Origin of the sequence: Dactylosporangium maewongense (assembly GCF_039531485.1) — a bacterium.
GTDB lineage: Bacteria > Actinomycetota > Actinomycetes > Mycobacteriales > Micromonosporaceae > Dactylosporangium > Dactylosporangium maewongense.
The window spans coordinates 147,564-170,309 of the sequence record NZ_BAAAQD010000017.1; the positions used below are offsets into that span (position 1 = coordinate 147,564).

At 74.7% G+C, this 22,746-nt stretch carries 26 protein-coding genes; 11 read left to right on the forward strand and 15 right to left on the reverse strand.

The genetic code is table 11. The annotated features are described in order from the left end of the window. The first annotated feature begins 52 nt into the window (after positions 1–52). The 4 genes from ABD332_RS36735 (at position 53) to ABD332_RS36750 (ending at position 3,593) form a co-directional block, all read left to right on the forward strand. On the forward strand, positions 53–1,366 hold the full coding sequence (locus ABD332_RS36735) for a cytochrome P450 (RefSeq protein ID WP_344507505.1): 1,314 nt from the start codon (positions 53–55) through the stop codon (positions 1,364–1,366). Between the two features lie 43 nt (positions 1,367–1,409). Then, positions 1,410–2,384 carry a helix-turn-helix transcriptional regulator gene (locus tag ABD332_RS36740; protein WP_344507507.1) on the forward strand — a complete coding sequence of 325 codons (975 nt, stop codon included), beginning with the start codon at positions 1,410–1,412 and terminating at the stop codon, positions 2,382–2,384. Next, positions 2,375–3,106: an SDR family oxidoreductase gene (locus tag ABD332_RS36745; RefSeq protein ID WP_344507509.1), complete on the forward strand. Its 732-nt coding sequence runs from the start codon at positions 2,375–2,377 to the stop codon at positions 3,104–3,106. The genes ABD332_RS36740 and ABD332_RS36745 overlap by 10 nt, the downstream gene beginning before the upstream one ends. A gap of 94 nt (positions 3,107–3,200) precedes the next feature. Continuing rightward, on the forward strand, positions 3,201–3,593 hold the full coding sequence (locus ABD332_RS36750) for a hypothetical protein (RefSeq protein ID WP_344507511.1): 393 nt from the start codon (positions 3,201–3,203) through the stop codon (positions 3,591–3,593). A 6-nt stretch (positions 3,594–3,599) separates the two neighbouring features. On the opposite strand, the gene ABD332_RS36755 is transcribed toward ABD332_RS36750, so the two are convergent. Continuing rightward, positions 3,600–4,157 carry a phosphoribosyltransferase family protein gene (locus tag ABD332_RS36755; protein ID WP_344507513.1) on the reverse strand — a complete coding sequence of 186 codons (558 nt, stop codon included), beginning with the start codon at positions 4,155–4,157 and terminating at the stop codon, positions 3,600–3,602. A gap of 65 nt (positions 4,158–4,222) precedes the next feature. Between ABD332_RS36755 and ABD332_RS36760 the strand changes: the two genes are divergently transcribed. After that, a complete protein-coding gene (locus ABD332_RS36760; RefSeq protein ID WP_344507515.1) occupies positions 4,223–4,753 on the forward strand; it encodes a hypothetical protein in 531 nt (176 codons plus the stop codon). A 48-nt stretch (positions 4,754–4,801) separates the two neighbouring features. On the opposite strand, the gene ABD332_RS36765 is transcribed toward ABD332_RS36760, so the two are convergent. The 3 genes from ABD332_RS36765 to ABD332_RS36775 form a co-directional block, all read right to left on the reverse strand. Beyond that, positions 4,802–5,458, reverse strand: coding sequence for an RraA family protein (locus tag ABD332_RS36765; protein ID WP_344507517.1), 657 nt, complete (start codon positions 5,456–5,458; stop codon positions 4,802–4,804). A 26-nt stretch (positions 5,459–5,484) separates the two neighbouring features. Then, positions 5,485–6,303 (reverse strand): hypothetical protein, encoded by an 819-nt coding sequence (locus tag ABD332_RS36770; RefSeq protein WP_344507519.1) that lies wholly within the window; start codon positions 6,301–6,303, stop codon positions 5,485–5,487. Between the two features lie 72 nt (positions 6,304–6,375). After that, the gene (locus tag ABD332_RS36775; protein ID WP_344507521.1) at positions 6,376–7,275 is read right to left on the reverse strand and encodes a hypothetical protein; all 900 of its coding nucleotides are present in this window, start codon (positions 7,273–7,275) and stop codon (positions 6,376–6,378) included. Positions 7,276–7,304: 29 nt separating this feature from the next. Between ABD332_RS36775 and ABD332_RS36780 the strand changes: the two genes are divergently transcribed. Together ABD332_RS36780 and ABD332_RS36785 are read left to right on the forward strand one after the other, a co-directional pair. Beyond that, positions 7,305–7,709, forward strand: coding sequence for a hypothetical protein (locus tag ABD332_RS36780; protein ID WP_344507522.1), 405 nt, complete (start codon positions 7,305–7,307; stop codon positions 7,707–7,709). A 62-nt stretch (positions 7,710–7,771) separates the two neighbouring features. Beyond that, positions 7,772–8,287, forward strand: coding sequence for a putative immunity protein (locus tag ABD332_RS36785; protein ID WP_344507524.1), 516 nt, complete (start codon positions 7,772–7,774; stop codon positions 8,285–8,287). Between the two features lie 58 nt (positions 8,288–8,345). On the opposite strand, the gene ABD332_RS36790 is transcribed toward ABD332_RS36785, so the two are convergent. Together ABD332_RS36790 and ABD332_RS36795 are read right to left on the reverse strand one after the other, a co-directional pair. After that, positions 8,346–9,299 carry an MBL fold metallo-hydrolase gene (locus ABD332_RS36790; RefSeq protein ID WP_344507526.1) on the reverse strand — a complete coding sequence of 318 codons (954 nt, stop codon included), beginning with the start codon at positions 9,297–9,299 and terminating at the stop codon, positions 8,346–8,348. Positions 9,300–9,373: 74 nt separating this feature from the next. Further along, positions 9,374–10,246 carry a serine hydrolase gene (locus tag ABD332_RS36795; RefSeq protein WP_344507528.1) on the reverse strand — a complete coding sequence of 291 codons (873 nt, stop codon included), beginning with the start codon at positions 10,244–10,246 and terminating at the stop codon, positions 9,374–9,376. Positions 10,247–10,257: 11 nt separating this feature from the next. Here ABD332_RS36795 and ABD332_RS36800 point away from each other — a divergent pair, with 11 nt between their 5' ends. Next, entirely contained in the window at positions 10,258–11,232 is a 975-nt protein-coding gene (locus tag ABD332_RS36800; RefSeq protein WP_344507530.1) for a LysR family transcriptional regulator, read from the forward strand. Between the two features lie 48 nt (positions 11,233–11,280). Next, positions 11,281–11,955 carry a hypothetical protein gene (locus tag ABD332_RS36805; RefSeq protein ID WP_344507532.1) on the forward strand — a complete coding sequence of 225 codons (675 nt, stop codon included), beginning with the start codon at positions 11,281–11,283 and terminating at the stop codon, positions 11,953–11,955. Here the strand turns inward: ABD332_RS36805 and ABD332_RS36810 are convergent. From ABD332_RS36810 to ABD332_RS36830, 5 genes are all read right to left on the reverse strand, one after another. Then, a complete protein-coding gene (locus tag ABD332_RS36810; RefSeq protein WP_344507534.1) occupies positions 11,947–12,519 on the reverse strand; it encodes a nucleotidyltransferase domain-containing protein in 573 nt (190 codons plus the stop codon). The two genes, ABD332_RS36805 and ABD332_RS36810, sit on opposite strands and share 9 nt — an antisense overlap. Further along, complete coding sequence (locus tag ABD332_RS36815) at positions 12,516–13,043, reverse strand: hypothetical protein (RefSeq protein ID WP_344507535.1); 528 nt, start codon at positions 13,041–13,043, stop codon at positions 12,516–12,518. The genes ABD332_RS36810 and ABD332_RS36815 overlap by 4 nt, the downstream gene beginning before the upstream one ends. A gap of 86 nt (positions 13,044–13,129) precedes the next feature. Further along, on the reverse strand, positions 13,130–13,456 hold the full coding sequence (locus tag ABD332_RS36820) for a hypothetical protein (RefSeq protein ID WP_344507536.1): 327 nt from the start codon (positions 13,454–13,456) through the stop codon (positions 13,130–13,132). A 4-nt stretch (positions 13,457–13,460) separates the two neighbouring features. Continuing rightward, positions 13,461–15,836, reverse strand: a complete 2,376-nt coding sequence (locus ABD332_RS36825) for a tetratricopeptide repeat protein (protein WP_344507538.1) — start codon at positions 15,834–15,836, stop codon at positions 13,461–13,463. Positions 15,837–15,930: 94 nt separating this feature from the next. Beyond that, complete coding sequence (locus tag ABD332_RS36830; protein WP_344507540.1) at positions 15,931–19,080, reverse strand: hypothetical protein; 3,150 nt, start codon at positions 19,078–19,080, stop codon at positions 15,931–15,933. Positions 19,081–19,284: 204 nt separating this feature from the next. Between ABD332_RS36830 and ABD332_RS36835 the strand changes: the two genes are divergently transcribed. Next, the gene (locus ABD332_RS36835; protein WP_344507542.1) at positions 19,285–19,719 is read left to right on the forward strand and encodes a (R)-mandelonitrile lyase; all 435 of its coding nucleotides are present in this window, start codon (positions 19,285–19,287) and stop codon (positions 19,717–19,719) included. A 111-nt stretch (positions 19,720–19,830) separates the two neighbouring features. On the opposite strand, the gene ABD332_RS36840 is transcribed toward ABD332_RS36835, so the two are convergent. Continuing rightward, positions 19,831–20,517, reverse strand: a complete 687-nt coding sequence (locus tag ABD332_RS36840) for a hypothetical protein (RefSeq protein ID WP_344507544.1) — start codon at positions 20,515–20,517, stop codon at positions 19,831–19,833. 123 nt (positions 20,518–20,640) lie between these two features. Here ABD332_RS36840 and ABD332_RS36845 point away from each other — a divergent pair, with 123 nt between their 5' ends. Further along, positions 20,641–21,213 carry a dienelactone hydrolase family protein gene (locus ABD332_RS36845; protein ID WP_344507546.1) on the forward strand — a complete coding sequence of 191 codons (573 nt, stop codon included), beginning with the start codon at positions 20,641–20,643 and terminating at the stop codon, positions 21,211–21,213. Here ABD332_RS36845 and ABD332_RS36850 read toward each other — a convergent pair. The 3 genes from ABD332_RS36850 to ABD332_RS36860 all read right to left on the reverse strand — a co-directional run bounded on the left by ABD332_RS36850 (position 21,182) and on the right by ABD332_RS36860 (position 22,742). Then, positions 21,182–21,325 carry a hypothetical protein gene (locus ABD332_RS36850; protein ID WP_344507548.1) on the reverse strand — a complete coding sequence of 48 codons (144 nt, stop codon included), beginning with the start codon at positions 21,323–21,325 and terminating at the stop codon, positions 21,182–21,184. The genes ABD332_RS36845 and ABD332_RS36850 overlap by 32 nt on opposite strands. A gap of 21 nt (positions 21,326–21,346) precedes the next feature. Further along, a complete protein-coding gene (locus ABD332_RS36855; RefSeq protein ID WP_344507550.1) occupies positions 21,347–22,228 on the reverse strand; it encodes an ADP-ribosylglycohydrolase family protein in 882 nt (293 codons plus the stop codon). A gap of 109 nt (positions 22,229–22,337) precedes the next feature. Further along, positions 22,338–22,742 (reverse strand): VOC family protein, encoded by a 405-nt coding sequence (locus ABD332_RS36860; RefSeq protein WP_344507552.1) that lies wholly within the window; start codon positions 22,740–22,742, stop codon positions 22,338–22,340. Positions 22,743–22,746: the final 4 nt, after the last annotated feature.

A 22,746-nucleotide genomic window follows, 5' to 3' on the forward strand; every position in this document is an offset into this window, starting at 1 on the left:
CGCCCGGCCGCCGCGGCGTTTCCCCGACCGGGGGCCGGGTAGCCGGGACGACATGACAGCATCGACGGCCACGCCCGCCCGGACCGCCCCGTCCGCGCCGCCCGCGACGGCGTCGGCCCTCGACACGGCGAAGGTCGCCCTCGCGGTCGTCGCCCCGACGCTCCTCCAGGGCGTCATCCGCCGGCGACCGCGGATGGTGCGCTTCGCGCGGCGGCTCGACGCCGACAAGCGAGCCGGGCGGCTCCTGCAGCGGTTGCGGCGCCAGTACGGTGGCAGCCCCCTGATGCTGAAGGTGCCGGGCCGGTCGTTCGCGGTGGTGCTGTCGGCCACCGACGTCGAGCGGATCCTGCGGGAGACCCCCGACCCGTTCACGCCCGCCACCACCGAGAAGCGCGCGGCGATGCGCCACTTCCAGCCGCACGGCGTGCTCATCAGCACCGGCGAGGAACGCACCCACCGCCGCATGTACAACGAACGCGTCCTCGACACCCAGGAGACCGAGCACCGCCAGGCCGACGCGATCGTCGCCGCGATCCGCGACGAGGTCCGCCGCGGCGACCCGGCCGGCGACGCCCTGGACTGGCGCCGGTTCTCCACCATGTTCGCCCGGATCGCCCGCCGCGTCACGCTCGGCGAGGCCGCCCGCGACGACGAGCGGCTGACCCGCGAGCTCGACCGGCTGCGCGACGCCGCCAACTGGGCCTACCTGCGCCCCCGCCAGGAAGGCCTGCGGCAGCGGTTCCAGCGCCGCGTCGACGCGTACGTCGCCCGCGCCGAGCCCGGCAGCCTGGCCGGCATGATGGCCGGCACCCCGTCGACCACCGACGTCGACCCGGCCGGCCAGGTGCCGCACTGGCTGTTCGCGTTCGACGCGGCGGCGGCCACCGCCTTCCGCACCCTCGCCCTGCTCGGCTCGGACCCGTCCCGCGCCGAGACCGCCGCCACGGACCTGCGCTTCCTGGGCGCGTGCGTGCAGGACACTCTGCGCCTGTGGCCGACGACGCTCGCCATCCTGCGGGAGAGCACCCGCGAGACCGACTGGGACGGCGCCACCCTCCCGGCGCACACGTCGCTGATCGTCATGAGCTCGTTCTTCCATCGCGACGAAGGCATGCACTACGCCGACAGGTTCGCCCCCGAGGTCTGGCTCAGCGGTGCGGCCCGCCGCAGCCCGCAGATCTTCCCGTTCAGCGCCGGCCCCGCCGGGTGCGCCGGCCGCAACCTCGTCCTGCTCGTCACCACCACCCTGCTCGCCGAGCTGCTGCGCACCCACCGGTACACGGCCGTCCAGCCGCTGGGCCCGCCGCTGCCCGGCACGTTGGACCACACCCGGATCCAGCTCCGCCGGTACCCGATCGCGGCGTGATCGTTCAATACACGCGGACCGGCAGCGCCTACCGTTGCCGGTCATGGACGACTTCGCAAGCGGGGCGCTGGTCGCCGCTGTGCTGCGGTCCCTCGCGGACGACGGCATCGCGGTCTCCACACCCGCGCCGGGCGGTGCGCTGGTCCCGTTGGCGGTGAAGCGCCGCCTGCTCGCCGACGTGGCCGCCACGCACGGGCTCCTGCCGCTGCTGCGCGTCGGGCTGATCCTGCCCCGCCTGCCGCCCGACCCGGCGATGTCTGCGCTCGCCGCCGCCACCGGCCCGCAGGACCTGTTCGCCCGCTGGGCCAGGCTCGAACGGTTCGTGCACTCCCGCCACCGCGTCGTGGTGCACGCGTCGGGGGAGCGCACCCTCACCGCGTCCCACACCGGCCCCGCCGACGAGCCGCCCACGCCCGCCGAGGACGCGTTGGTCGCCGGTGTACTGGCGGCGCTGCTGACGGCCGCCGGCGTCCACGGACTCTCCCTGACGTTCGGTCCGTGGCCGGTCCACGCCGACGGGACGTTCACCGCGCCGCCACCCGACCACCGGGGCGGGCCGTGGCACTTCACCTGGACCTCGGTCGCCGCGCCCCCGGCGCCGTCGCGGGCCGGGACCGACCCGGCGCGGGCGCTGCTGGCCGGCGACCTCGTCCGCCGCTGGACGCTGCGCGACCTGGCCGCCGAGCTCGGCATGTCACCGCGCACCGCGCAGCGCCACCTGCGCGCCGAGGGCGGGTTCAGCGGGCTGCTCGCCGCCGCCCGCGCCGACGCCGCCGCGGGCCTGCTCATCGACACCCGGCACGCGCTCGGCGTCGTCGGCTTCGCCAGCGGCTACACCGACCAGCCCCACTTCACCCGCGAGTTCCGCCGCCGGACCGCGATGACCCCCGCCGCCTTCCGGTCGGCGTTCGCCCGTCCACTGGCATCCGCCCGTCCGGTGGCATCCGCCCGCCCAGCGGCTTCCGCCCTTCCAGTCGCGTTCGCCCGCCCAGTACAGGAGACACCGCAATGCACCTGAACGACCGGACCGTCCTGATAACGGGCGCCAGCCGCGGCATCGGCCGGGAGCTGACCCGGCAGGCGGTCGCCCGCGGCGCCCACGTGGTCGCCGTCGCCCGCGGCTTCGACGGCCCCGCCGGCGACCGCGTCACCCACTGGCCGATCGACCTCGCCGACCCAGCCGCCGTCGCCGACCTCGCCGACCGCGTCACGCAGCGGCACCCCGACCTGTCCGTGGTCTTCAACAACGCCGGCGTGCAGACCCTGACCGACTTCCTCACCGATGACCCGCGCGACCTGCGCCCGGTGCTGCGCCGCGAGATCGCCGTCAACCTCGACGCGGTCGTCGCCCTGTCCACCGGCCTGCTGCCGCACCTGCGTCGCCAGCCGTCCGCCGCGATCGTCAACGTCACCACCGGCCTGGCCCTCGCCCCGAAGCGCTCCGCCCCGGTGTACTGCGCGACGAAGGCCGCCGTCCGCTCCTTCACCCGCGCCCTGCGCTACCAGTGCCAGGACGCCGCCCCGCACGTCCGCGTCGTCGACGCCGTCATGACCCTCGTCGACACGGACATGACCAGCGGCCGCGGCGCCAACAAGATCACCCCCGCGGCGGCCGCCGCGTCCATATTGGACGGTCTCGCCCGCGGCACCGACGAGATCCTCGTCGGCAGGTCCAGGCTCCTGCCGCCGATCATGCGCCTGTCACCCGCCCTCGGCCACCGCATCCTGCGCAACACCTGACCTCATGGCGTCTCCCACGCCGGAATCCGGGTGCCGGCCGGGCCGCCCGGCGCATACCCTGGCCGGCGGCGGCCGAGACGGGGAGGTGACGGCGGTGGCGCGCAGGAGCCCGCAGGAGAAGAAGGCGCTGAGCTACGCCAAGGACCGGCGCAACGACTACGGCGAGAACGACAAGAGCTCCCGCAAGAACATCCGCCGCAACAAGCGCCACCCGAACCGCGCCGACCGGCACCGCTCGCACCAGGTCCTCGCCGCCGCGACCGGTCCCGCCTCGGCGACGGCGTCGGAGGCCGCCGAGACGAAGCTGCTCGCCAAGAAGTCGATGTGGCTCACGAAACGGTGGCGCAAGTACCGCGACGCGCCGCTCGCCGACATGCTCACGTTCCAGCTGCGCCGCCGCGCCCGGCTCGGCATCGACGCACCGTCAACGGCCGAGGCCCGCATCGACCGCATCCGCGGCGCCCGCGACCGCGCCGGCTGGCGGTAGGTCCCCTCACAGGTCCCGCAGGTGCAGCAGCGACCTGAGCCCCAGGTCGCGGCGCAGCCGCGCGTCGTCGAGCGCGTCGACGAGACTGGCGAACCCGACCCAGCCGGCGCCCGCGCCGTCGACCATCGCGCGGACCGTCCGCGCCTGGCTGCCGGTGTCCACCCAGTCGTCGACGGCGAGCACCCGGTCCGCCGGCCGCACCAGGTCGCGCCGGAAGCCGAGCTCCAGGTGCCGGTCCCGGTAGTCCGGCGGCGTCGTGCGACGGATCCACTGGTCGCTGTCACCGGCCGGCGCCCGGTCCTTGCGCACCTCGACGAACCCGACCCCCAGGTGCAGCGCGACGAGCGGCCCGACCAGCGACCCCCGCGAGTCCGGCCCGAGCACCACGGTCGGCTCCGCACCGGCGAACAACCCCGCCAGCGCCGGCCCGAGCAGACCGAGCAGCTCCGCGTCCCGCCACCAGCCGGTGATGTCGGCGTACCGGCTCTCGTCGGTCCGGTCCCCCCGCCACACGAACGCCTCCCGGAGCCTGGCCCTGACATCCACCACCCCGCCCGCAGCCACGCCCGGAGTGTAGGCGCCGCCGCACGGCGGCCGGCGAGCCGGTGCGGTGTGCCAGACTCGGTGCCGTGCTCGACTTCGTCTCCGCGGAAGGCGGCCGGTGGCACGGTCTGCTGTTCGCGAACCAGGCCCTACCGTCGCGCCTGACCTGGTGCTTCGACTTCCGGTTCGAGGACGTGCCCGACGATGACGACTTCAGCCCGCTCAGCCTGGCCGTCGAGTGGATGCCGGCGCCGACGGACAGCTGGCGCCGGATGGGCGGGCTGCACCTGACGAGCGCCGCGTTCACGGACCCCGCCGAGGCGACCGTCTACCACTACATCCACCACCGGTTCGAGGCCGTCGACCTCCGGCTGGGCGAGCAGGACGGGCCGTCGCTGCGAGCGGCGGTGTCCCTGTCCGGCGACGTCGACCGCCTGGGCGCCGACCCCGTCCACGCCGACGCCACGCTCACCTTCGCCGGCCTGCTCGTGGCGCTGCCGGGCGTCACGGCGCCGGACGACGCGCTCGCCCGGCTCGCGGAGTTCACCGACACCACCGGCCTCGTCCTCGACCCGTCGGGTGCGACCGCGGCCCTACGGTTCGTGCCGTCCGCCTGACGCCGGCGGCGCTCGCCGCCGACCCGTCCCGGCCCGCTGCGCCTGCCGTCAGAGGGTGAACCGCAGCCGTGACGGCTCGCCGCGGGTCAGGCGGTCCGCGTGCTCCGCGGTGTTGAGCACGTCGGCGAGGGAGGCGCCGGCGGCGAGGCGCTCCGCGACCTCCGCCTCGGTCGCCATCACCTGGGCGGCGGCGGTGAGGCGGGCGACGGCGACGGCCGGGTCGAGCACCACGATGCCGTCGTGGTCGGCGATGACGATGTCGCCGGGGTGGACGGGCACGCCGCCGCAGCTGACCGTGGCGCCCAGGATGCCGGGCTTCGTCGTGGTGCCCGCCTTCGGGGTGACGTGCCGGCTGTAGACGGGCAGCCGGCACCCGGACACGAACCGCAGGTCACGGTAGCCGCCGTCGACGACGATCCCGGCCAGGCCCTTGCCCAGCGCGACCCGTGCGAACAGCTCACCGGCGAGGGCGGTCTCGCGGCCGCCGCCGTCGACCACCAGTACATCACCCGCCGACGCGAGCTCGATCGCCTGGATCACGCCGAAGAAGTCGTCCCGGCACCGGACCGTGACCGCCGGGCCGCACAGGACGGGATTCGCCGACCGGCAGCGCAGCGCGGGCGACATGACCCGCACGTCGTCGCCGACGTCGCACAGCGCCGTGGTGTCGACTTCGGCGGCGAGGCGGCGGATCTCATCCATCATCCCGCGACGGTACCGCGCGGCGCCGGCTACTTCCGGTCGACCTGAGCGCAGGGCGTCGCGTGCTGCCCGGCCGGTGCCGACATCGTGACCACGCTGTCCCGGAAACCGACGGTCAGCTCCAGCGCCAGCCAGCCGCACGCCCAGCGGCTCACCACGGCCGTCGGGCTGTCCGTCGGCCGGATGTGCTGCGCCATCCAGGTGTTGGTCTCGGCGGCGATGTCGTCGGTGACGATCGCCCGAACACACGCCTGCAGCAGCTGGAGCCCGTCGGGCGCCTGCCGGGTCGAGGCCATGATGTCGACCCGGCACTCGATGGTCCGCAGGTGCCGGTCCTTGTCGTAGACGATGGTGACCCGCCCGTCGGCGCTCGTCGTCTTCGGCTCGGCGCTGGGCAGCGGTTGCCCGTCGGCGCCGAACACGTCGCCAGGCAACGCGATCTCGGTCGAGGTCGTGCCCTCGAGCAGCCCTTCGCGGACCTGCGGCCCGTAGGCGGGGCGGAACCGGTGCTCGATCCGGAAGTCCCAGTCCTGCACCGTCAAGGGGAAGGCCGCGAGCCCCTGCTCGTCGTCGCCGCACTGGCCGGGCCGGGCGTCGCGACACGCCGCACCGGTCGGCCTCGGCTCCAGTACCAGCGCGGACGGCGTCGCGGACGTCTTCGGCGCGACGGCCTCCGGCAGCGAGTGCGTGGTGCCGCCGAGCCGCACGTACACGACGGCCCCGACCACGACGAGCGCCGCCACGACCGCCGTGACCAGCCAGATCCACCGCGACCGCCCCGGCGCCGCCGGCAGCTCCTCGTCGGTCCCCGCCTCGCCGAACCCGGTCTCGTCGCCCCGCTCGTCCATGCCCCCCGCTTGTCGAATGCCGCGCATCGACAACAGTAGTGGACAAAGCCTCGCAGCGGTGTCCGCCTTGCTTCAGAACAGCGCCTGCTGCCCCGGGAGCGGGTCGTCGTCGAGCAGACCGTCGAGCCGCCACAGGCGGAGCCCTTCGGCGTCGCTCGTCAGCCACGTGCCGGGCTCCGCCGACCGGTGGACGTCACGCTGCGGCGCCGGATACCGGACGGCGGAGCGCACGCTCAGCGTGGCCGCCGACAGCAGCAGGTGCCGCTCCAGCTCCGTCCCGTGGTCGTCGAGGTTGTACGCGGCGAGCACCAGCGACTCGCTGACCGCGGTGGACGCGAGCAGGCACGCGCCCGGGTCCGTGGGCTTGTCGGCCGCGACGGCGTTCGTGGCGACGTCCCGGACCGTGAGGCGGGTCCCGTCGCGGGTGCTGGCCAGATACCGGGGTTCCGTGCGGTGCAGGTCGGTGAGCGTCACGTCGGGCACCGGCCGGACCGCGATGCCGGCGGTCGTGGGGCGGGCCAGCCAGCTGCGGTCGCCGGCGAGACCGGTCCAGTCGCCGCGTGGGTCGTCGATCCAGGTGGACCAGCCGGGGTGGACACCGAGGAGGGCCTCGCCGATCAGGCGGCCGGTGGCGGTCTCCCGCGCGCCGAGCCGATCGCCGGCCAGGGTCCACAGGACGCCGCGCCCGTCCAGGTGACACTCGGTGACGCCCTCGAGGGCCTTCCGCCACACCTGCCGGCCGTGCAGGTCCTCAACCGTGACGACGCCATCGGTGACGGTGCCGAGGTGGGTGCCGTCGCTGGACACCACGCCGCAGCCGCCGTCGACGGTCGCCCTGGCGTGCAGCCGCCGGCAGAGGAGGCGCGTGGCGTCGTCGTCCGGGTCGGTGACCAGCCAGCCGCCGCCGGCCACGGGCCTGACCTGGCCGGATGCCGCCCCGACGCAGGACTCGGCGATCAGTCTGGGGCGCATCCGCAGCACGATACGGCTATCGTGCTGCGATGAGCCGGTGGGCGTGGGTGAGGTGTGGGGTCGCGCTCGCCGCCACCATCGGGATCGCGCTGCCGACCGCCGGGATGACGATCCTGCGCGGCGACGCGCCCTGGTTCTTCGTGGGGATGGTCGCTGCGTCCGCCGGGCCGGCCTGGCTGTACGCGTGGCTGGTGCGTACACCCGTCATGTCGGTCCTGGTCGGCGTCGCGTACGTGCTGATCGACGTGCTGCTGCCGATCCCCGGCTACCGCGAGGCGTTCGTGACCGGGGCGGGCGCGGGCGGCTGGCTGTTCTGGTACGACGGCCTCCTCGGCGTGCCCCTGGCCTGGCTGTCGTTCCTGGGCGGCTGGGGCATCGATGCCCTGATCAGGTACTCCACGCCGCCGCGACCCGACGTGCCGCGGCGCGGGTGAGCTGAAGTCTCAACCGGCGGTTCAACGGTACGGTTGACAGGCATGAACCGTGGGAACGCAGCATGATCCTGCCGAAGATTCGGGATCCCCGCTTCATCACGATCCGGCGCGGCGGGACGCTCACCGACGACGACCACCACCTGCTCGCGCTGTGGGCCGCCGTGTGCGCGGAGCACGTGCTCGGCCACTTCGAGGCGGCCCGGCCGGGGGACCTCCGGCCACGCCGGGCGATCGAGGCCGCCCGGGCGTGGGTGCGGGGCGAGGTGAAGATGATGGAGGCCCGGGCGGCGGGCGGGCACGCGATGGGGGCGGCCCGGGATCTGCGCGGTGCCGCGCGGCACGCCGCGTACGCCGCCGGGCAGGCCGCGGTCGTCGCCCACGTCGCCGCGCACGAGCTGGGCGCGGCCGCCTACGCCATCAAGGCCGCGCGGGCGGCCGCACCCGACGGCACCGGCGACGCGGCGGCGCGGCAGGAGTGCCAGTGGCAGCGGGACCAGCTGCCGGACGCCATCCACGAGCTCGTCCTCGACGACCAGCGACTGCGCAACGACATCTGCTGGTCGGTGTTCGAGTGCTGAGGCCCGCCCAGCCCATGGACCGCCCGGGCACGCCGGTCCGCGCGTTCCCCCGTGAACGTCAGAAGGTGTACGGGGTGTCGTACGACGGCAGGAGGACCCGGGTGCGCGGTGAGGCCTCGCGGATCGCGGCGACGAACGCGTCGAGCTTGGCCGCGTCGCCGGCGGCGACCGCCGGCGGGTTGCGCAGCGGGGTCTCGAAGTTGTCCCAGTGCACGGGCACGACGACCCGCGGGTGGTCCAGCGCCGCCAGCAGCCGGCGGGTGTAGTCGTACACGACGCCGGCCGACGGCAGCGCGACCATCGCCACGTCAGGAGCGAGGCCGGCCAGGTTGCGTTCGACGAAGTCGCTGCCGCCCATGAAGAACAGCTTCGGGCCGCCGGCGACCGTCACCTGGTACGCGAGGGTGTCGCCCTCGGGCAGGTCGCCGATCGTCCGCGGCGCCGCGGGAGGGGTGATCCGTACGCCGGGGAACGCGAGGGAATAGGCGGCGTTGCGGCTGTGCAGCGACGCGACCACCTCGACGGTGTAGTCGCCGAAGTCGAGGTGCTCGCCGCCCTTGACCGGGACGGCCTGGCCGCCCGGCACGCCCGAGGCGAGCGCGAGGTGGTAGGCGGTGAGGGTGCCGAGGATCCGCGCCCCCGGGACGGTCTTCGCGATGTGCGGCACGTCGTTGAAGTGGTCCCAGTGGGTGTGCGTGACGAGCACCGTCTCCGCCGCGCCGACCCGCGAGCCGATCGCGTCGGCGTCGACCCGCAGCGGCGTCGCCGGGTCGAACGCGCCGGTGAACAGGCCGGTCGGGAAGCGGGTGAGGTACGGGTCGACGAGCACCGTGCGCCCGTTGACGTCGATGCGCCAGCCGGAGGTGCCGAACCACCGCAGCGTCGCGGTGCCGGTCCGGCCCGCAGGGGCGGCGACCGCGGGCCCCGCCGCGGCGACCCCGGTGGCGGCGACCCCGGTGGCGACGGCGGTACGGATGAGGGCGCGGCGGTTCAGATCACGTGTTTCGGACATGACGCCCACCCAAGCACCGGCGCGTCCGGGCTGTCCAAGACCAGCTCACCGCACCGCCCATACGCGACTGGATATCAGCGCTGGTCACGCAGCATGCCGACGGCTACGGCCGCGGCGCGGCCGAGTGCGGTGTCCACGTCGATGCGGGGCGTGCGGCCGCCCCCGTCGACGAACACGGCCACCGCGTAACGCCCGCCGTCCGGGTACTCCACGACACCGATCTCCATCGCGAGCCCCGGCAGCGTGCCGGTCTTGCCGGCCACCCGTACCAGCGCCGGAAACCCCGACCGGAGCCTCGTCCACGACATCTGACGGCCCATCAGCTCCCGGACCGCGGCACACGCCGCCGGCGGTCCCGCCTCGTCACGCCAGAGCATGCCGAGCAGCTGGGTCAACTCCTCCGGCGTGCTCGACGTCGTGCGCCGCGGGTCGAACACGCGCAGCGCCGCCACCCGCTCCGGCGGCAGCGTCGGGAACAGCCGCGCGAACTCCGCGTCGTCGCGGGCCCCGATGTCGGCGAACATCGACTCCAGCATCTGCCGCGGGCCGCCGACGACCCGCGTGCGGTCCAGGCCGAGCTCCGCGGCGAGCAGCGCCAGCAGGTCCGGGCCGCCGAGCCGGTGCAGCAGCACGTCGGCGGCGGTGTTGTCGCTGATGGAGATGGCGAAGTACGCGAGGTCCCGCAGCGACAGCTCGACGTCGTCGGCGCACCCGGCGGTACCCCAGCCGCCGAAGCGGTCGCCGGCACCGACGACGACGCGCTCGGCCGGGTCGAGCGCCCCCGACGCGACCTGCCGGGCGAACTCGAGGACCAGCAGCACCTTGACGATCGACGACAGCACGACCTGCTCGCCGGCGCCGACCCCGACCGTGCGGTCCGAGTCGATGTCCCGCGCGTGCAGCCGGCCCCGCACCCCGGCGGCGGCGAACGTCTCCTCGATCAACATAGGGTCAGCCTATGGCCGACCTGTCCAGGCATCTGCGGTACTTCCTCGTCGTCGCCGAGGAACTGCACTTCAGCCGGGCCGCCGAGGTGCTCGGCATCGCCCAGCCGCCGCTCAGCCAGGCGATGCGCCGGCTGGAGCGCGAGCTGGGCGTCACGCTCTTCGACCGGCTGCCGCGCGGCACCGAGCTCACCGACGCCGGCCGCGCCCTGCGCGACGAGGCGGTCCAGTTCCTGGCGGCCGAACGGCGGCTGCGGGCGCTCATGCACAGCATCCGCGACGGTGACCTCGGCACGCTGCGCGCCGGCGTGCCCCCGGAGACGCCGGCCGCGGCGCTCGGCGAGCTGCTGCGCCGCCTCGGCGAGCAGGCGCCCGGCGTCGACGTCGACCTGCAGGAGCTCACCACCGCCGAGCAGCTCGACCTGCTCGCCGCCGCCCGGCTCGACGTCGGCCTCGTCCACCACCCGGTCGACGCCGCCGACCTGCGCCGCGGCCCGGTCACCCGGGTCCGCCTCGGCGTGGTGCTGCCGCGGGTCTCGCCGCTGGCCCGGCTCACCGAGGTCACCGCCGGTCAGCTCGCCGGGCAGGGTCTCGTCGTGTTTCCCCGGGTGACGGCGCCCACCTGGTACGACACCCTCCTCGGCCAATGCCGTGACCTCGGCTTCGTGCCGGCGCGGGTGCGGCACGCCCGCAACCCCGAGTTCCTGTGCGGGCTCGTCCTCGCCGGCCTCGGGGTGGGCCTGGAGCGCGAGGACACCGTGCGCCGCGAACCCCGCGTCGCGTGGCGCCCGCTCGCCGGTGACCCGCTGTGGCAGGAGACGTCGGCGGTGTGGCCGCGCCGCGCCCCGCACCCGGCCGCCGCCCGGTTCGGCGAGCTGGCCGGCGCCGTGCTGCGCCCCCGCGCCGACGGCCCCGGCCGCATCCTCGGCTCGCCCGGCCCGTGGTCCGTGGTGTTCGACAAGGCGAACACGCCGGCCCTCGACCCGTAGCCGCGGAAGTCGGTTGCCGCGGGCGGGCCGTGCCGCAATGCTCGTGCGATGGTCGTCCCGTTGGCGGAGCGCACGTGGGCGGTGCGCATCAGCACCGTCCGGCTCGGCGACCGCCAGTACCGGGTGATCCGTCCGGCCCGGGCGGTCGGCTTCGGCGGGCTCTACGAAGGCCGTCTCGGCGCGCAGTTCTGCCTGGACAAGCACACCGCCGCCACGCTCGCGACGGCGTGGGGACTGGCGGCCCGGTCCCCGCACAGCATCGTGTTCCTGCCGGTCCGCGCGGCCCGCAGGCCGGACCGGTGCTCCTGGTGGGGCCGCCCGCTCGACCTGGTGCTGCTGCACCACCGGCTGGCCGTGCCGGCGTCACGGTGGAAGCAGATCCGCGGCCGGTTGGGCGCCGGCGCGCCGTACACCGTCACGCTGCCGGCGGGGGCGTGGCCGGACCGGCCGGTCGCCGACCACCGCCGGGTGTGGAACGACGGCTACCGCGACCACCTCCGCTGGCAGATCGCCGCCGACACCCTCGTGCTCACCGGCAGCCGGGAGGCGTTCGACCTGCAGACCGAGCAGCTGCGGCAGCTCGCCGAGGACTGCCCGGCGCACCTCGCGGTGACCCCGGGCACGCACTGCTGCGCCGAGATCAACCTGGGCCGGATCGGGCGCTACCACGACCGCCGGAACCCGCCCGCGGAGCTGCACGTCGAGTACTGCCGGCTACGGTAACGCCGCGCGCCACGGGTGCGCCGCGAGCAGGCCGGCCAGCGTCCGCCGCTGTGACGCGCCCAGCAGGGGCAGCACCGCGTCGAAGTCCGCCTGGTCCTTCGGGCGTAGCTCCTTGGCCTTGAACAGCAGCACCAGCTCCGGGATCAGGTACGGGACGCCGTCCGCGGTGTGCCGGATGATGTCGCTGTACGGGTAGCGGACCGTCTCGTCCCGCCGGTAGATCCAGGTGTCGCCGTCGTGCGGCTCGCGGAAGACGTCGACCAGGTAGTCGCCGGTCGCCGGGTCGCGCAGCCAGGTCTGCCGCGTGGCGTCCAGGGCCGGCTGGTCCGCAGCCTCCCAGATCTGACCGCCGCCGACGGCGTCGAACACGAGGCCGGGGAAGCGGAGCTCGGCGAACCGCCCCGCTGGCACGCCGATCTCGATGTCGTGGTGCTCGCGGGTCTGCTCGCCGCGGAACAGGTCGAGGGCCCAGCCGCCCGCCACGTACCAGGGCTGCGTGACCCCGGTCAGGCGGCGGGCCACCTCGGCCGGGGTCCAGCAGCGCGCCCAGCGGTCCGGGGTCACTTCTCCATGCTGAGCGGCGACGGCAGGAACCGCGGGCCCGCGTAGGCCGCGAGCGCCTGCGCCACCTCGGGGGCGGTCTGCAGGGTCTCGTCGACCGCCAGCAGGACGATCGACGGGCGGCCGTCCGCCTGGTTGCCGTAGTCCGTCTTCGCGCCCAGGTCGACGCCGGGCGCCGGGGTCAGCACGAGGCGGTGCGTGCGGGTGTCGCTGCCGGGGTTGACGTACGGCTCGAGGAACACGGCGTCGATCGCGCCCCACGGCACGAGCCGGTTGATGCCGGCCACCTTCAGCTGGAGCCCCGCCTCGCCGATGACCACCGGGTCCGGCCGGAACGCCTCCCGCAGCTGCCACAGCGTGAACAGGATCACGATCCCACCCACGATCAGCAGCGCCGTCGAGCCCAGGTTGACGAACACGAGCACGGTCAGCTCGACGCCGGTCTGCGACAGCCAGATGACCGCGCACCCGGCGAGGAAGTAGATCGCGAGCAGCCAGAGCTTGGGGCGGCGGTATTGCAGCGTCATCATGTCTCCGTGCGAGCGAGATCCTCGAAAGCCGCGCCAGTCTCGCACAAACCGCCCCACCGCGATGCCCTGTCCGGGCCGGCCGCTCAACCCCGTGGGGTCAGTGGGGGAAGGCGCGGGGGACGCGGGCGGTGGCGACCTCGTCGCGGAAGGCCTGGATGCGGGTGATCACCTGGCGGCGGCCGATCGTGTGCTCGACGCGGTCGAGGTACAGGCAGCTCCAGCTGCGAGAACGACAGGCTGGCCAGGTGCACCCGCGTCCCACCCTCCCAGAGCGCGAGGGCGAGCGGCAGCCCGGCGTACACGTCGAACCCACCACCCGCCCCGGCGATGAGCACGTTGCGCGCCGGGGCGAGCGCGGCGAACAGCGGCGGCACGGCCAGCGAGAAGGACACCGCGTCGGCGTTGGTCACCAACTCATGATCGACCATGCTGCCCGCCGGGCAGACCCCGCGCGGTTTCGATGCGATGGCGGATCGCGGCCGTGCGGGGATGCTCGTTGCCGAGCACTCGTTCTGAGTCGACGAGCAGGCGCTCGAACTCGGCGACGGCCTCGTCGACACGGCCGAGCGCAAAACGGGCGCCGGCCAGGTTTCCGCGGGTGTTCAGCGTGTCGGGATGATCGTCGCCGAGGACGCGCTGATGATCCGCGAGCAGTTGCTCGAACATCACGACGGCTTCGTCGACGCGGCCCGCTGCCCGAAAGGCGACGCCAAGGTTGCCGCGAGTGTGGAGCGTGTCGGGGTGGTCGTCGCCGAGCACCCGTCGCTGGTCGGTGAGGAGTTGTTCGAATGCGGTGATCGCCTCGTCGAGGCGGCCCGCGACCCGGTTGGAGGACGCCAGGTTGTTGCGGGTGGTCAGAGTGTGCGGGTGGTCGTCGCCGAGCACCCGCCGCTGGTCGGTGAGGAGTTGTTCGAATGCGGTGATCGCCTCGTCGAGGCGGCCCGCGATCCGCATGGAGGACGCCAGGTTGTTGCGGGCAACCAGAGTGTGCGGGTGGTTGTCGCCGTGCACTCGGCGCTGGTCGGTGAGGAGCTGTTCGAGTGCCGAGACGGCCTCGTCGGTCCGACCCCCGTCAAGGTAGGCATCTGCCAGGTTGTTGCGGGTGGTCAGGGTGTCGGGATGATACTCACCGAGCACGCGACGCCGATCTGTGAGGAGCTCCTCGAATGCCGCAACGGCCTGGTCCACCCGGCCTGCTGCATGGTGACACACAGCCAGATTGCCTCGGGTGCTCAGGGTGTTCGGGTCGTCATCGCCGACCAGCCGCTGCTGATCGGTGAGCAGTTGCTGGAGCACGGCGATGGCCTCGTCGATCCGGCCCGCGTCGTGGTAGGCGTCAGCCAGGTTGCCCCGGGTGGTCAGGGTGTCTGGATGGTTCTCGCCGAGCACGCGCTGCCGATCGGCGAGTATCTGTTCGAACGCAGCGACCGCCTTCGCTATGTGCCCCTGATGCAGGCGGTAGGTGGCGGCGCGCTCGCCGACGTCCAGAGCCGTGGTGTCGGTGTGACCGGCGGGAAGCCGGGCCAGCACGGCATCGATGTGGGGTAGCAGCTCGTTCCAGCGGGGCCAGTTTGCGACGTCCGCGACCGGATCGCCCGGCAGCGACGCATCAAGGAGCCGGACGGCCGCGTCCAGCTGGTCCGTTGTGGCGTCGACACGGATCACGGCCTGGACCAGCCGGTGCATGCCGACGCTGCCGTCGCTGCGGACGATCATGTTGTACGAGCTCAGCAGGGCGAGCACGTCGTCGAGGTCGACGGGGTCGTCGATCACTGGCAGCAGCACGGCTTGCGGCAGCGCCTCCGGTGCCAGCCAGGCCAGCACCTGCATCACCCGGTGCGCCGGCTCTGAGCTGGCCCGGACGGCGCGCATGGTGACCTGCCAGACCGACGCGACGGTGCGTTGCGCCGTCGCGACCGGCCCGAATGCGTTCGCCATCCGGGCGAACTGCGTTGCGAGCCGCTCCCGGTAGTCGTCGAAGGCCAGCCCGTGGTGCTGACTGATGTAGCCGCCGGCCTGTTCCAGCGCGAGCGGAAGATCGCCGAGATCCGCTGCCAGCCGGTCCGCCGCCGCCATGTCCTGTGAGCCGGTCAGCCGCATCAGGAGCTCGACGCCGGCGGCCCGTTGCAGCGGGCCAAGGGGCAGCGGTGCCAGTCGCAGCCGCACCCACCAGGCCTGGCCCAGATCGCGACGGGTTGTCACCAGGACGTGCCCCCGGCCCGTTACCTGCCCCAACAGTCCGGTGACGTCCTCGACGGCCTCGACGTTGTCCAGGACCAGGAGCCAGTCCGTGTGTGACTGCAGCCAGCCCACCGCCCACGCCTGCGCGTCGGCGAGCGTCGCGACTGGATGCAGCCGGCCGGTCAGTGCCGCGAGTCCGAGATCGACGTTCTCGGCGGTGTCCGCGGTCACCCACCACACCAGCCGATACCGGCTGGAGTAGCTCAGCGCGTACTGCAGCGCCAGCTCTGTCTTGCCGACCCCGCCGAGGCCGTGGATGGCGGCCCGCCCCGCGACCCCGCTGCCGGAGTCGGACAGCAGCATCGCGAGCCGAGTGAGGTCGCGGCCGACGAACACCCCGGATGCCGGTGGCAGATTGTGGACCGGTCCGTCACTGGTGATCCGTTGCGGTGGTGGCAGCAGCGAAGCGTCCAGGTGCACGTTCGTCTGGCTGTTGCGGTCACCGATCTGCAACCCTCGCGCGTCCGGCGCCGACACGGACAGCCGGTCCCCGTGGTCATGCACGGTCATCCACCGCGCCGGAGCATCGATCGGTGCGCCGAACTTCAATCATTGTCGACCTCGCGGGCGTGACGGGCCGTTGGTGCGGTGTGTCTCATGTGTACCACTGGGAGGCACGGCGCGGTCTGTCGCCGCCTGCTGGTCAGTCACGGTGCGCCGGGCGGACGTCGTGGGCGGCCTCGCGGATGTCGGGGTCGGGGTGGTGGCGCAGCGTGTCGAGGCGGTGCAGCTGGGGCTCGGTCCACGTGCCCTGGATGGTGGCGAGGCGCAGCCACAGCAGGGTCGCGGTGAGGCCGGTGTGCCGCTCCAGGTGGGTGAGGACGGCGGGGAAGCGGGTCGGGTCCGCGTGGTCGTGCAGGGCCCGCCAGGTGTCGAGGTCGATCCGATGTGGACGGTCGGCGGTGGCGGCCAGCAGGCGGTCCCACAGCGCGAGGTCCGGGTCGCCGGCGGGCTGGTCGAGGAGGCCGGCGAAGGCCAGCCGCGCCAGCAGCGTCGCTCGTACGCCCGGCAGGTCCAGCGGCGCGAGGGCGCGTTCGAGGGTGTGGGCGGCGGCGCGGAAGGCGGCAGGGAGGACGGACCAGGCGTCGCGCTGGACGGCGGCGGTCATGACGCGCAGCCGCTCCCGGGCCGCCTGGGCGGCGAGCAGGTCCACGGCCGCGGACCAGGCGAGGTCGCCGGCGGGGGTGCCGAGCGCGGCGCCCAGGGTCGCGCGGGCGGCCTCGAACACCTCGCCGGGCTGGTCGACGCCGACGAGCCGGGCCACCGCGTCGAGGCCTTCGGGCGCGTACCGGGACCAGCGCCCGTACGCGGCAAGGATCGCCGGGTCGGGTGTGTCGAGGGCGGCGGCCAGCAGGCGGGCGACGGCCGGGCGGCGGTCGACCGGGATCCGTTCGACCGGCGTCGCGAGGATCGCCTCACGGACGGCGTCGGGCTCCGCACCCGGCCGCACCGCGGCGGTGAGGACGTCCGCGACCGTGCGCCCCGCATCGGCGGCGGCGGACGTGACCAGGGCCGTGGCGATGGTGGCGCGGACGTCGCGGTGCAGGTCCGGGCGGTGCCAGGCGTCGAGGAGCGCGCCGGTGGCGGCCGGGGTGCGCAGCGCGCCGAGCGCCCGTGCGGACTCCTTCGCCGATGCCACCTTCGCGCTGCGCAGCGTGCCGGCGAGCAGCCCCACGGCGGCCGCCTCGGTGACCGTGTCGAGGGCGGCGCGCAGCGCTCGGGCGGCGGCGCGGGCCCGGTAGCCGACCGGGTCGTCGACGCGGTCGGCCAGGCGGGCGAAGCCGTGCGGCAGGCGCGCCATCGCGCTCAGCGCGGCCACCGCGATCCGGCCCTCGTCCGACCCGGCCAGCCCGGCGAGCAGGTCCGGGTCGTCGAGCACGCGGATCGCCGCGATCCGGTCGGCCGGCTCGGCGGCGGGGTCGGTGGCCTGCTCGGCGGCGGCCTGCCGGTACCAGCGCCGCTGCGCCGGACGCCAGGCCCGCAGCGCCGCCGGGGTCGCCGGGACGAGCGGGCGCAGCGAGCGCACCTCCGGCAGGTCGAGCAGGTCCGTGTGGCGGGTGGTGAGCAGCCGGGCGATCTCCGGCTCGCGGGCGAGCGCCGGGTCGTGCCGCAGCAGCGTCCGCACCCGTTCGGCCCGGTCCGCGGGGGCGCCGCCGACCCAGAGGCGCGCCGCCTCCCGTACCGACTCCGCATCCGCACCATGAAGGACGATGCCGTGGAGCCGGTCGCGCAGGCCCGGCAGCGCGTCGAGGTCGGGGCCGAGCTGCGCGGCGACCCCGAGCAGCGCCCGGTCGTCGAGGTCGCGGCGGCCGGCGATGTACGACACCGCGGCGCGGACGGGCGGGCGCAGGCGCGGCGCGTCGTACCACCGGCCGAGGCCACGCACGGTGCGGGCGTATTGCAGGAACACCTCGGCGGCCCGGTCGACGGCCGCGGCGCCGGCGTCCGGGCGGTTCGCCGCGGCGAGCGCCACCGCCAGCGTCCGGCCGAGCCAGTCGTCGAGGTGCTGCCGGGAGCGGGGCGCTCCGTCGGGCCGGGTGAGCGTGGCGTGCACGACGGCGGCGACGAGCGGCACCGGCACCGCGTCCACGCTGCGGGCGGGCGCCGCGGCGAGCCGGTCCAGCACCTTCTGCTGCACGTCGTGCTGGTCGGTCCAGGCGCGGCCGGCCCGGCCGATCGCGTCGGCGAACGCGGTCCGGTCCGGGTCGAGCATCGCGCTGCGCAGCAGGGCCGGCCAGCCCGCCTCCCGCTGCCCGGCGCGGTGGCTGCGGGTCAGGGCGAGCAGCGTGTCGCGCACCTCGGCGTACGGCAGCAGCGCGAGCATCTCGGGATCCTCGGGGCGCCGCGCCAGGCGGTCCCGCGCCACGGCCACCCGGTCGGCGAACGGCAGCACGCACAGCTCCGGCGTGAACGCCTGGTTGTCGAGAGGCCACGCTTCGAGGGCGGCCCGCCGGCGGGCGGGAGGGAGCGCGTCGAGCAGCGCGGCGCGGCCGTCGCCGTCGGTGAGGCGGGCGAGCCCCGCCAGGTCGGTCGCCGGCAGCGCGCGGACGGTCCGGCGGGCGCGGCGGGGCAGCTGGCCCGTCCCGTGCGGCCGCGGCTCGACCGACCAGAACTGGCCCGCCCGCAGCGCGGCGGCCACGGCGTCCGGGGTCCCGCGATCCTGCCAGCGCTGCCCCTCCGCGACGATCGCGGCCGCCGCCGGGTCCCGCCGCACCGCCGCCTCGACGCCGGCCCGCCCCGGCGACCAGCGCCGCCTGCCGTCCGTGTGGCCGTCCTCGGCGAGCCGCCGCGCGACCGCGACCGGCGCCGTCCTGGCGAGCCGGCGCAGGTCGTCGATCGTCACCGGCAGCGCCGGCAGCCACCGCTCGACGACCCCGGCGGCGCAGGCCGCCAGCAGCAGCGGCCGGTCGCGTTCGGGCACCTCCGGCAGCAGCGACCCGGCGAGCCCGCGCCGTGCGGAGCGGCGCAGCACCCTGTACACCTGCCGCCTGGTCGCAAACGGCGTGGTCAACGCCAGCCGTCGCAGCGCCGCGTCGGACACCGGCAGGCGGATCGCCGCGGACAGGGCCCGCCCCCGCAGCTCACCGTCCCCGAGCGCCCGCTCCACCGCGGCGACGTCCCGCCGCACGACCGCGACGAACAGCCCGTCGTGCCGCTCGTCGATGTCCCCGCCGTCCAGGCGGGCGTGCAGCTCCTGGTACTCCTGCTGGCTCATCCCGAGCGCGAACCGGGCGATCGCCCGCCTCCGCGCCGGCGCGTCGAGTCCGTCCGGAATGGCGTCGAGAAGGCTCAAGGCGCCCACGATACCGAGCCGCGGACGTCCGCACCGCACGCGATTGGATCGGACGCGCCGGGGTAGCCGGTGAACGGTCTGCCGGCATCGCGGGAAGGAGTCCACCGTGCAGCATCGACCGCTCGGCCGGACGGGCGTCTCATGCGGCGACCCCGCCGGCAACGGCTGGGTCAGCCCGTTCCTGCGGCCGGAGGCCCGCCGCCGATGATCACCCGCTACGGCTCGCAGCCGTCCACGCCCGGCCCGGCGGAGAACTTCACCGGCGAGGTCCGCGTCCAGCCGCTGTTCGCGCCCGAGGAGACGGCGCCGTACAGCGGCGCGTACGTCACGTTCCAGCCCGGTGCCCGCTCGGCCTGGCACACCCACCCGGCCGGCCAGCGGCTGATCGTCACGGAAGGGGCCGGCCGCACCCAGCAGGAGGGCGGGCCCGTCGAGGAGCTGCGCCCCGGCGATGTCGTCTGGTGCCCGCCCGGCGTCAGGCACTGGCACGGTGCCGGCCCGGCGTCGCCGATGACCCACCTCGCCCTCACCGGCGTCCGGGACGGCCGGGCCGTCGAGTGGCTGGAGAAGGTCACCGACGAGGAGTACGACCCGCGGCCGGCGGGCCCACCGGGCCCGGGCGGCACCGCAGACGCGTGACGGGGATCAGGCCACCGGGAACGCGACGTCGAAGACCTCGTCGCCGGGCGCGGCGGAGGCGAAGTCGGTCCAGTACGTCTCGCGGGGCCCAGGGGCAAGGTCAAACCGCCGTCAGATCAGGAACGACCGGCGGGTCTCCGCGCCCACGTTGATGGTGCCGACCAGCGTGCCGGCGTGGTCGTACACGTCCGTGCTCCGGTTGCTGCGCATCACCTCGCGGATGCCCGGTGGCAGTGCCGGCGGGTCATCCTCGGTCAGGCGCATCCGGGTCGCGGCGGCGATGAGCAGCGACACGAGCCGGGCGGCGTCGGCGTTGACCGGGACCCGGCCGTACTCCCAGCCGGACACGGTGAGGTCGAGCAGCTCCAGCGTGTGCACCAGCAGCAGGTTGGGGTCGGTCAGCACCATGGCCCGCTTGGCGTCGGCCTCGACGGCCGTCAGCGCCGCCGCCAGGTGCACGTACGGGAACAGCCCCGTCGGCAGCTCCGTCAGGCGGTACCGCAGGTGCGGCCCCATCTGCCGGTACAGCGCCCGGTAGTCGCGCCGGTCCACGCGGTGCCCGCGGACCTGTGACTGCACGTCGGCGTGGGCGTGCTCGGCCGTGTCGTGCACGATCCGGGTCGCCGCGGACAGCCCGTCGTCGCCGGCGAACACCTGCGCCAGCGAGGCCGCCTGCTGCTGCCACCCGCCGGCCACGTGCGGCCCGTACCGCTGCCGGACGTCGGCCAGCAGCGCCTCCTGCCGTGCCGGGTCGACCAGGACAGCCCTGCCGGCCGCCTTGCGCCGGAACCACCGCATGCCCCGCTCCTCACCTCACGCCGATCGATCATGATGTCGGTACGACCAGTACACCATTCGACGTCGACGCATTCGTTGCCCGTCCACCCGGGGGCTGGGTGGCAACGCATATATGGTGGGGGTATGGCTGAGGTTGTCCTGTTCCACCACGCACAGGGGCTGACGGCGGGCATCGTCGCGTTCGCCGACGCGCTGCGCCGGGCCGGGCACACGGTGCACACCCCCGACCTGTTCGACGGGCGCACCTTCGACAGCATCGAGGCGGGCATGGCGTTCGCCACCGAGCTCGGCTTCCCCGGCGAGATCCTGGACCGCGGCGCGCGGGCGGTCGCGGACCTGCCGGCCGAGCTCGTCTACGCCGGCTTCTCCCTCGGCGTGCTGCCCGCGCAGATGCTGGCGCAGACCCGCCCCGGCGCCCGCGGCGCGCTGCTGTGCTACTCGTGCGTGCCGGTCACCGAGTTCGGCGCCGCCTGGCCCGCCGGCGTGCCGGTCCAGGTGCACGGGATGGACGCCGACCCGATCTTCGTCGGCGAGGGTGACATCGACGCCGCCCGCGACCTGGTCGCCGAGGCGAAGGACGGCGAGCTGTTCCTGTACCCGGGCGACCAGCACTACTTCGCCGACAGCTCCCTGCCGACCTACGACCCGGAGGCGACGGCGCTGCTCATCCGGCGGACCCTCGACCTGCTGGGCTGACGGCCCGCGGCGCGTCGAGCAGCCAGGCGTAGGCCGGCACGGCCGGCGGTCCCGGGTCGGTGCCGTGCAGGACGGCGAGCTGTACCCGGCAGCGGTCGGGCCTGCTGGTCACGGTCGACTCCTCGGTCGTGTCCTACCAGGTTGGAAGCGGTTCACAGGCGTCGACCCACTCGGCGGGCACGCCGTCGAGGCCGGTGCGGGCGGCGACGATGCCGCCGACGATGGCGCAGGTCGTGTCCATGTCGCCGCCGGCGCTGACCGTCGCCCACAGCGCCTCGGCGAGGTCGTCCAGGTGCCGGGCCGCGCACCAGATCGCGTAGGGCACGGTGTCGGGGGCGGAGATCAGCGTCCCGCAGCCGACCTCGCCGGCGATCCACCGCGGATCCCGGTCGAACGGTCGCCGGTACAGCAGGCGGAGCCGGGCGGCGACCTCGCTGTCGGGTGTGCGGTCGGCGACCCGCGGCAGCAGCTCCCCGGCCGGCACCCGCCGTGCCGCCAGCGCGGCCGCGACGGCCACGGCGACCGCGCCGGCGGCCGCCTCGGGGTGCGCGTGGGTGACCGCCGCAGACAGGGTCGCCTGCTCCACGACCAGGTCGAGGTCGTCGGCGAACCAGGCGCCCAGCGGGGCGACGCGCATCGCGGCGCCGTTGCCCCACGAGCCCTGGCCGTCGAACTGGGCGGCCGTGACCGACCGCCAGGCCTCGCCGTCGCCGATGGCCTGGAGCACGCCGTGCATGGACGGGCCGTAGTTGCGGTACGGGTCGGCGGCGTACGCGCCGGCGAACCGGCCGGCCAGCTCGTCCTGCTCGACCCGGCCGTGCTCGCGCAGCGTCCGGTACAGGGAGACGGCCATCGCGGTGTCGTCGGTCCACGGCCACGTGCCCTGCGGCACCAGCCGCTCCTCGATCTGCCACCGCATCTGGTCGGCGGGCCGGAAGAACCAGGTCTCGCCGAACGCGTCGCCCAGCGCCGTCCCGTGCAACGAGCGGGTCGCGGCGTCGACGTCGGTGATCACCGTCCGATCGTGGCAGCCGGTCACCGCGCCTGTCGAACCGTTTCCGCGCACCACCCGCCACGCCGTGCAGCCGGGCGGCCGGGCGGCCGGGCGCATGACAGGCCGGCGGTCAGGCGAAGTCGGCCGCGGTCATGCCCTCCGGATGGCCGGGCGGCCACTGTACGAGCTCGATGCGGTACCCGTCGGGATCGGTGAGCCAGGACGTGGCCATGCCCTCGCCGTGGTCGGTCGGTGGCTCGGCCGCGATGCCCCTGCCGGCCAGGTCGGCGACCGTGGTGCCGAGGTCGCCGACCTGGATGACGAGGTGGCTGACGGCGCCGGTGTCGGTGACCGGCCGGGCGGGGTCGTGCACCAGCTCGAGGCTGACGAACGGGTCGCCGGGCAGCTGCAGCATCGTCAGGCTGCCGAACCCGGTCTCCGGGACGTGGCCGACCTTCGCGTAGCCGACCGCGGTGTAGAACGCGAGCGAGCGCTCCAGATCCGTGACCCGCAGCCCGAGATGCAACATGCGCATGCCC

Bases quoted from the DNA above. Each gene is read 5' to 3' on its own strand.
- ABD332_RS36845 (WP_344507546.1), top strand. From the start codon at position 20,641: ATGGCTGAGGTTGTCCTGTTCCACCACGCACAGGGGCTGACGGCGGGC.
- ABD332_RS36860 (WP_344507552.1), bottom strand. From the start codon at position 22,742: ATGCGCATGTTGCATCTCGGGCTGCGGGTCACGGATCTGGAGCGCTCG.
- ABD332_RS36795 (WP_344507528.1), bottom strand. From the start codon at position 10,246: ATGTTGATCGAGGAGACGTTCGCCGCCGCCGGGGTGCGGGGCCGGCTG.
- ABD332_RS36740 (WP_344507507.1), top strand. From the start codon at position 1,410: ATGGACGACTTCGCAAGCGGGGCGCTGGTCGCCGCTGTGCTGCGGTCC.
- ABD332_RS36815 (WP_344507535.1), bottom strand. From the start codon at position 13,043: ATGACGCTGCAATACCGCCGCCCCAAGCTCTGGCTGCTCGCGATCTAC.
- ABD332_RS36765 (WP_344507517.1), bottom strand. From the start codon at position 5,458: ATGATGGATGAGATCCGCCGCCTCGCCGCCGAAGTCGACACCACGGCG.
- ABD332_RS36805 (WP_344507532.1), top strand. From the start codon at position 11,281: ATGGTCGTCCCGTTGGCGGAGCGCACGTGGGCGGTGCGCATCAGCACC.
- ABD332_RS36785 (WP_344507524.1), top strand. From the start codon at position 7,772: ATGATCCTGCCGAAGATTCGGGATCCCCGCTTCATCACGATCCGGCGC.
- ABD332_RS36840 (WP_344507544.1), bottom strand. From the start codon at position 20,517: ATGCGGTGGTTCCGGCGCAAGGCGGCCGGCAGGGCTGTCCTGGTCGAC.
- ABD332_RS36780 (WP_344507522.1), top strand. From the start codon at position 7,305: ATGAGCCGGTGGGCGTGGGTGAGGTGTGGGGTCGCGCTCGCCGCCACC.
- ABD332_RS36775 (WP_344507521.1), bottom strand. From the start codon at position 7,275: ATGCGCCCCAGACTGATCGCCGAGTCCTGCGTCGGGGCGGCATCCGGC.
- ABD332_RS36800 (WP_344507530.1), top strand. From the start codon at position 10,258: ATGGCCGACCTGTCCAGGCATCTGCGGTACTTCCTCGTCGTCGCCGAG.
- ABD332_RS36735 (WP_344507505.1), top strand. From the start codon at position 53: ATGACAGCATCGACGGCCACGCCCGCCCGGACCGCCCCGTCCGCGCCG.
- ABD332_RS36770 (WP_344507519.1), bottom strand. From the start codon at position 6,303: ATGGACGAGCGGGGCGACGAGACCGGGTTCGGCGAGGCGGGGACCGAC.
- ABD332_RS36745 (WP_344507509.1), top strand. From the start codon at position 2,375: ATGCACCTGAACGACCGGACCGTCCTGATAACGGGCGCCAGCCGCGGC.
- ABD332_RS36835 (WP_344507542.1), top strand. From the start codon at position 19,285: ATGATCACCCGCTACGGCTCGCAGCCGTCCACGCCCGGCCCGGCGGAG.
- ABD332_RS36790 (WP_344507526.1), bottom strand. From the start codon at position 9,299: ATGTCCGAAACACGTGATCTGAACCGCCGCGCCCTCATCCGTACCGCC.